This window comes from Streptomyces sp. NPDC005805 (genome assembly GCF_040630445.1).
Taxonomy (GTDB): domain Bacteria; phylum Actinomycetota; class Actinomycetes; order Streptomycetales; family Streptomycetaceae; genus Streptomyces.
Window position 1 is genome coordinate 1 of the sequence record NZ_JBEXXN010000099.1, and the last position, 6,939, is coordinate 6,939.

Here is a 6,939-nt window from a genome sequence, read left to right on the forward strand (position 1 = left end):
AGCCGCAAGCTCGGGCCCGCCCGGATCGGCCCGATCCTGGGCCTGCCGGTCTCGACCGTGCACCGCATCCTGTACCGCCACCGGCTGAACCGCCTTGCCTGGCTCGACCGCCCGACCGGCACCGTGATCCGCCGCTACGAACGCGACCGCCCGGGCGAACTGGTCCACGTCGATGTGAAGAAACTCGGCCGGATTCCCGACGGAGGCGGCCACCGCGTCCTGGGGCGCGACGCGGGCAGGCCGGTGCGGGGCATGGGCTTCGACTACGTCCACTCCGCCGTCGACGACCACTCCCGCCTGGCCTACAGCGAGATCCACCCCGATGAGAAGGTCGCGACCTGCGCGGGCTTCCTCACCCGCGCAGCCGCCTTCTTCCACCGTCAGGGCATCACCCGTATCGAACGCGTACTGACCGACAACGCCTGGGCCTACCGCAAGGGCCTGGCCTGGAAGACCGCCCTGGCCCACCTCGGCGCCACCGGCAAGCTGACCCGGGCCTACCGGCCACAGACCGACGGCAAGGTCGAACGCTTCAACCGCACCCTGCTCGACGAATGGGCCTACCAGCGGCCCTACTCCAGCAACACCGAACGCGTCGAAGCCCTCGAACCGTTCCTCCACACCTACAACTACCATCGCTGCCACACCGCACTCGGAGGCCAGCCACCGATCAGCCGTGTCAACAACCCTGCGGGTCAATACACCTAGACCTGCGCACCATCGGCCTGCGCACCACGACGGGATCCGCACCCCGCCACATGTCCGGGACCGCGGACCTGCGCACTCTCCACCAGCCGTGGCTGCGCCACCTCGTACGGCACTGGGCGACCACCAGCTCCCCGCGCACCGACGTCTTCTCCAACACGATGCGCGCGTGCATCATCGCCTCCCGGGCCCTGGCCCAACGGCCGGGACAAGGACTGGGCCCGGCCGTCCTGACCTTCGCCGACGCCTCCGCGGTCGTCGACGCCATCCGCACCGCCGTGCGCCAGGACGGCACCCTCTACCGGTCCTCCCAGCGACGGACCCTCGCCGGCTGTTTCTTCCAGCTGATCGACTACGGCCGCCGCTCAGGGCATCTCGACACCCTTGCCGGATCCTTCACCCGCGACCCCGTCGAGCACCGGATCCGCCTGGAAGAGGTCGACGAGGACGGTATCGGCAAAGCCGTTCCCGAATCCGTGATCCGGCAGCTCGACGCCCATCTGCACATGCTCGGCCTCGGGGACGTCCAAGGCCGCCGTGACATCCCTGCCACCGACCTTCAGCTGCTGTACCAGACCGTCTACATCCTCCTGCGCGACACCGGCCGTCGCCCCCTGGAGATCGCCTCCCTGCCCCGCGACTGCCTGGAGACCGACCACGACCAAACCTCCCTGATCTGGGACAACCGGAAACGGCGCCGGCACCGCCGCCGTCTGCCGATCACCGCCTCCACTGCCGAGCACATCCGCCGATGGCAAGACTGCCGCGACCACCTCCACCTTCCCGCCCGCGGCGACGACTGCCTCTTCCCCGCCCTCAGCGACCAAAGCGCCGACCGGCACCTCAGCGCCAACTACATCAGCGAAACCCTGCGCGCCTGGGTCGACTCTCTGCCCGAACTCCACGCCGAAGGCACCGACGCGAACGGCCGCCGCCTCCCCTTCAACCGCTCCCTGATCTACCCCTATGCCTTCCGCCACTCCTACGCCCAGCGCCACGCGGACGCCGGAACCCCTGTCGACGTACTCCGAGAGCTGATGGACCACCACTCCATTGCCATGACGCAGCGTTACTACCAGGTCTCCCTCAAACGCAAACGCACCGCGGTCGCCGCCCTCACCGCCCACATCGTCGACCGCCACGGACACCCCACACCCAACTCACCCAGCAGCTACGACCTGCGCTCGGTCGCCGTCCCCTACGGCGGATGCACCGAACCGTCCAACGTCAAAGCCGGAGGCGACACATGCCCGATCCGCTTCCAGTGCGCCGGCTGCGGCTACTACCGCCCCGACCCCTCCTACCTCCCCGCCATCGAGCAACACATCAACGAACTGCGCGCCGACCGCGAAACCGCCCACGCGATGGACGCTGCCGACTTCGTCACCACCGCCCTCCCCGCGCAGATCACCGCCTTCGAACAGATCGTCGACCGCATGCGCCGACACCTGTCCGCCCTGCCCGCAGCCGAGCAGGAAGAACTCGAACAAGCCAGCGCCATCCTGCGCAAAGCCCGCGCCGGCACTACCCGCACCCACCTGCCGCTCACCGTCCTCAACCCGCACCGGACAAATCCACGATGAACCCCAACGGCAACCCGGCCCCACTGGCACAGGCCCGCCGCCGCGACAGCATCGACAAACGCCTCCGCGTCCTGACCGCCATCGAATGCCTCGAACGCGACGACGCCCCCATCACCCACACCGCCGTTGCACGCACCGCCGGCGTCTCCACCTGGCTCACCTACGCCGAAGGCGTCCGCGAACACATCCACGCCGCACAAACCCGCCAGAACGCACGCCCCGCAACCAGCCGACTCCCCGGTCCTTCGACCTCAGCCGGCCTGCGCACGGACCTCGAACTCGCCCGCCAGGAGATCACCACCCTCCGAGAAGAACGCGACCGGCTCCGCACCGCCATGAGCCACCATCTCGGACAACAACTCGACGCCCTCAGCAGCCAGCTCCTGACCACCCGCATCGACGAACTCACCCAGCACAACCACCAGCTGACGGCCCAGCTTCAGCACACCACCACCGAGAACACCACTCTTCACACCCGCGTCACCCAACTGGAAGACGACCTCGCTGCAGCCCGCACCAGCCTGCGCCGCATGATCCGAGACGAGAACCTCAACCAGTAAGCCCTGCTCCGCAGTGCCGCAGCCGCAGAGTGAAGCCCCCGGGCGGGCCGCCGTGTGCCCGGCGACTCAGAGTGTGCGCAGGCTGGCCTCAATCGCCTCCACGATGCCATCGTGGGCCGCCGGAGCCACCCGATAGGCCCGCCCCACGGGAACCGGGGCCTGCTCCGCGATGCGGTCCAGCACCCGCACGAAGTTCTTGTCGGCGGTGAGAAACACTTCGCAGTCCGGCAGGTAGGAGGCGTGTTGGACATCAAGAGGGTTGCCGTCGGTGACCTTCATGTCCATCTGCACGGTGTCCGCCGCCCACCGGAGCCAGGCGCGTGGCATGTACGCGGGTTCCACCTCGTACAGCCAGAACCGGTTGAACGCCTCCCTCGAGGCGCACATGGCGCGGAGGTCTACCCGGGCGCCGACCCAGTCGGCGTAAGTGGTCTCCTCATGTGTGAGCACGGATCGGCGGCCCCGCGCGAAGGCATGCCAGTACACCTCCTGGCTGTACGGCCGCCATGCCGCGATCCTTTCGTCAGGTGCCCACCCAGCCCGCTGTTCGATCGGGGTCTCCTCACTCGGGGTCAGCGTGAGCCGGGAGAGGTCGCGGAGATCGAAGCCAGCTTCGCGCCAACGCTCCCGCTGTTCCTTCTGGTTATCCACTAGGAAGCGCACCGTGCGCGCGGTCCGCCGGGCCGGTTCCGCCTCACGCAATCGGTCGTGGTGCTCTACTGCTTCCCGCCAGAACCTCTTGGTCCAGTACGTACGCCACGTTGCCTCGCGCCCGGTATCGGGCACTGCCCGCATCCACTCCGGGTGTAGACGGCGCACCTCGGAGATGACCTCGGCGCCCTCCCGGTCGGCCTCGCTGCGCAGCCGCTCGTCCGTCGCGGTCGTGATGGCCTCGATGATGGCCGCCCGAATATCTGAGCGAGGATGCTGCAGCACCTCCAGCAGGACGCTCGGCGCGGTTACCACGCGATGGCCGAGCGAATGAGCGACCGTCTTGAACCGGTTCCCAGCCCGCTGATCCCCCAAATAGGACCAGATGTTGTTGTCGAGCATGATCCTCACGCTGTCGTTCCCCTCGCATGCCCTACGCCATCGCCCAGTCGAGCCCAAGCGCGGCGAGCGCGGCTAGCTTGTCCGCCGTGAGCCTCCCGCGCCTGCTCTTGCTGTTACTCAAAAACACCCCGAGCTTGACCTCCGTCCCGTCTTCCAGCCGTTCTACGTGCCCCCGAGGAACCGTCACAGAGCCCGTACGGGCCTTGTACTGCGCCAAGGCTGCAACGCCCCTCTCGAAGGCGCTCAGCGCCTTCTGGGGTGCTGTGGCGGGCGCCTTCGGCGACGGGGCGGGTGGGACGACGCCGACCGCTTCCAGGCGCTCGCGTTGCCCCTCCGCCAAGGCTGCCCACACCTCCGGCTTTTGCTGCCGGGCCAGCCACCTCCCGACGTCCATCCCGTGGACCGTGAACCCGGGCAGGACCTGCGCCGGGCCCTCTTCGTCACGCAGCAGCTCGCGCAGCGCGGCATAGTGGCGCTGCCATTCGGCCGGCCATTGCGGGTTCCAGTCCGGATCGATCTCCTTCAACGCGGCTTCCCCTGCGGGGTGTTCGGCTAGCGCGCCGGGGCGGCGGAGGTTGGACAGCCACTGCCCCACCTTCCGGTCCAGCGCCGTCGCGGTCCGGGGCGCACACAGCGTCCAGTAGTCGGCGTAGTAGGCGCGGGCCGCCTCGAGGTTCTCCTGGAAGCGTTCGTCCGCGACGGACCACACCATGCCGAGCTGCTCCAGCCGCCGGGCGCGCAGCCCGGTCATCTGCCCAACCCCGTACGCGCGTCGTTGTTCCGCGACCCACTGCCCAAGGGGAGTTGCGCCCTCGCGGTGTCCGTAGGGCACGCGGGCGTTTCCGACCCGCTCGACGTACGTCTTCAGCTTCGCCCAGCCGCGGGCCCAGTCCTGGCGTTCGGTGTCGATCACATTGAAGCTGACCCAGTCCGCGACCATCACCGGATCCCGGGGGGCCGCGAAACGGAGCAGCAACCGGGATTCTTCCTCGCCTTCCTCCGGCGGGGTGCCGATGTTCTCGGAGGGCTGGGCCATGTCCTTCTGCGGCTCCTGAGGAATGGCAAGCAACTCCACGGCCTCTTCATCGTGAGCTCGGAGACCTTCAAGAACTTTTACCAACGGCCGGTAGGAGCCGGAGGTGAACATGTCCTCCGGCTCTTCTCCGGGCTGGAGAAATACCGGCACGATGAGAGAAGCGAGTTTCCCTTGTCCCGGCTTCTGACGGAGCGCCCGGCCGATGGCCTGGACGATGTCGTGCGGGGCGCCCTTGGGGTCCAACAGGGCGACACTGTCCACGCTTCTGATGTCGACGCCCTCCCCCAGGACACGACAGTTCGAAAGCACCGCCCGCAGCGTTGTGGACCCGAAGCCGCCCAGGACTCCACGCCGGCGCTCGGGGACGTGCTCGCCGCACAGCCAGTCCGCCCAGATCCGAGCGGGGTACCTCTCCGGCTGGTCGGCGTGCAGCTTTGCGGCCACGCGCTCCAGGCCCTCCGCGTATGCCTGTGCCTCTATCGTCCGGTGGTGGAAGGTGATGCAGGTCGACAGGTCATGCCGGGCCATGGTGTGCAGGAGCGCGGCCTGGAGGGCTCCGAGGCGCTGCCCGCGAACTTCCTCCGTGTGCCGTTCCTCGCCCATCAGCCGCTCGGGCGTGACGACCGGGTCCTGGAGCTCCAGGACGATGATCTGGTACCGCGCCAGCAACCCGCGCGACACGGCCGACGCAAGCGAGAGCTTGTACAGGACGGGCCCGAAGACCTTCTCGTCGTCCATGGAGGCCGCCATCTCACGCGGCAGCGGGTCGCGGACCCCCTCGGCAACCTCCCGGTTCAGCCGCTCTTCCCAGATCCGCGGCGTGGCCGTCAGGTACAGCCGCCGGTAAGCCCGGATCTTCGTCTGGTCGTGGATGTCCGCCCACGCCTTACCCATCGAGCCGGAAGTCCTGTGCGCCTCATCAACGACCGCGAGGTCTACCGGAGCGAGCTGCTGGCCGTAGACGCCCTCGAACGCCTCCGTGAGCACCCCCAGCGACGCGTAGGTGGCGTAGATGGTCACCGGCCCCTGCCCGTGCCACAGCGCCAGCTGCACGGGGTTCGTGGTGGAGCGCACCTTCATGCTCCACAGCTCCGGATCGTCCTGGAGCGAGCACACGGCAACCGCCGGCCCCTTGTGCCCGGCGTTGTGCCACACCTTCACCGTCTGCGCCAGGAGATCCAGCGTCGGCACCAGCACGAGAATGCGCCCCTTGGGCACAATCCGCTTTGCCGACGCGGCGGAAATAATAGTCTTTCCCGTGCCACACGCGGCGTGCACCTGTCCGCGAAGACCGTTCCAGGGAATACCGCCCGGCGGAATATCGAAGCCGCGCACGATAGCGGCAACGGCCTCGATCTGGTGGTCACGCAGTTTCACGGCCATGCCCCGTGTTCTCCTTTTCGCGGAATGCAGCGCGTAATCAGAAAGGGAATCCCGGCGCGATGTGCGCGGCGCTGGGGGGTGTGGTGTCTGTTCCCAGACTTTACACAGTGGCAACCCGCGATGCATCACCCGCGCGCCAACTTCGCTCCCCAGGGTGATACATGACTCAATCTCGCCCACGGACGGCCGGTCTTCCTGTATGTTGACGGAGTATCGGTGAACGCTCCAGGGCGGGTTCGAGCATAGGGGAGGGGTTCGGGTGGAGCGCAGCGGAGCCCGTCACTGCGGTGGGGCCGGCACTCCGTGAGGCCGATGGCCCGTCACATCCGTTGCGGGGGTGGTGGCCAGGAACCCCAAGCCCTACACAGGCCCGCGCACGGCGTACCTCCCCTTGCTGCCAGCCCCGGCGACCGCGCTTGCGCGGGTGCCCGCAATTCGCGCTTGCGCGAATTCTTCTGCTTTTTGAATTCCGCTTGCGGAATTCCATTCCGGCGCTTGCGCCGGAATCCGAATTGCGCTTGCGCAATTCGCGCTCTATGCCCCGGCGTGCCGGGGCACTGCCCCAGCCTGCCCTCTCCCCCTCCCCGGACGCCGCCTCCGGCGCCCCGGGCCCGACGGC

At 68.2% G+C, this 6,939-nt stretch carries 5 protein-coding genes; 3 read left to right on the forward strand and 2 right to left on the reverse strand.

Annotated elements, in window-relative coordinates:
• The 3 genes from ABZ457_RS30110 to ABZ457_RS30120 form a co-directional block, all read left to right on the forward strand.
• On the forward strand, positions 1 to 708 hold a 708-nt coding region (locus ABZ457_RS30110), incomplete at its 5' end, for an IS481 family transposase (RefSeq protein ID WP_359164102.1).
• A 50-nt stretch (positions 709 to 758) separates the two neighbouring features.
• On the forward strand, positions 759 to 2,288 hold the full coding sequence (locus ABZ457_RS30115) for a site-specific integrase (RefSeq protein ID WP_359164106.1): 1,530 nt from the start codon (positions 759 to 761) through the stop codon (positions 2,286 to 2,288).
• The gene (locus ABZ457_RS30120) at positions 2,285 to 2,848 is read left to right on the forward strand and encodes a hypothetical protein (RefSeq protein WP_359164109.1); all 564 of its coding nucleotides are present in this window, start codon (positions 2,285 to 2,287) and stop codon (positions 2,846 to 2,848) included. Before ABZ457_RS30115 ends, ABZ457_RS30120 begins: the two co-directional genes overlap by 4 nt.
• 66 nt (positions 2,849 to 2,914) lie before the next feature.
• On the opposite strand, the gene ABZ457_RS30125 is transcribed toward ABZ457_RS30120, so the two are convergent.
• The gene (locus ABZ457_RS30125; RefSeq protein WP_359164112.1) at positions 2,915 to 3,901 is read right to left on the reverse strand and encodes a hypothetical protein; all 987 of its coding nucleotides are present in this window, start codon (positions 3,899 to 3,901) and stop codon (positions 2,915 to 2,917) included.
• Between the two features lie 31 nt (positions 3,902 to 3,932).
• Complete coding sequence (locus tag ABZ457_RS30130) at positions 3,933 to 6,320, reverse strand: Helicase associated domain protein (RefSeq protein WP_359164114.1); 2,388 nt, start codon at positions 6,318 to 6,320, stop codon at positions 3,933 to 3,935.
• Between the last annotated feature and the right edge of the window lie 619 nt (positions 6,321 to 6,939).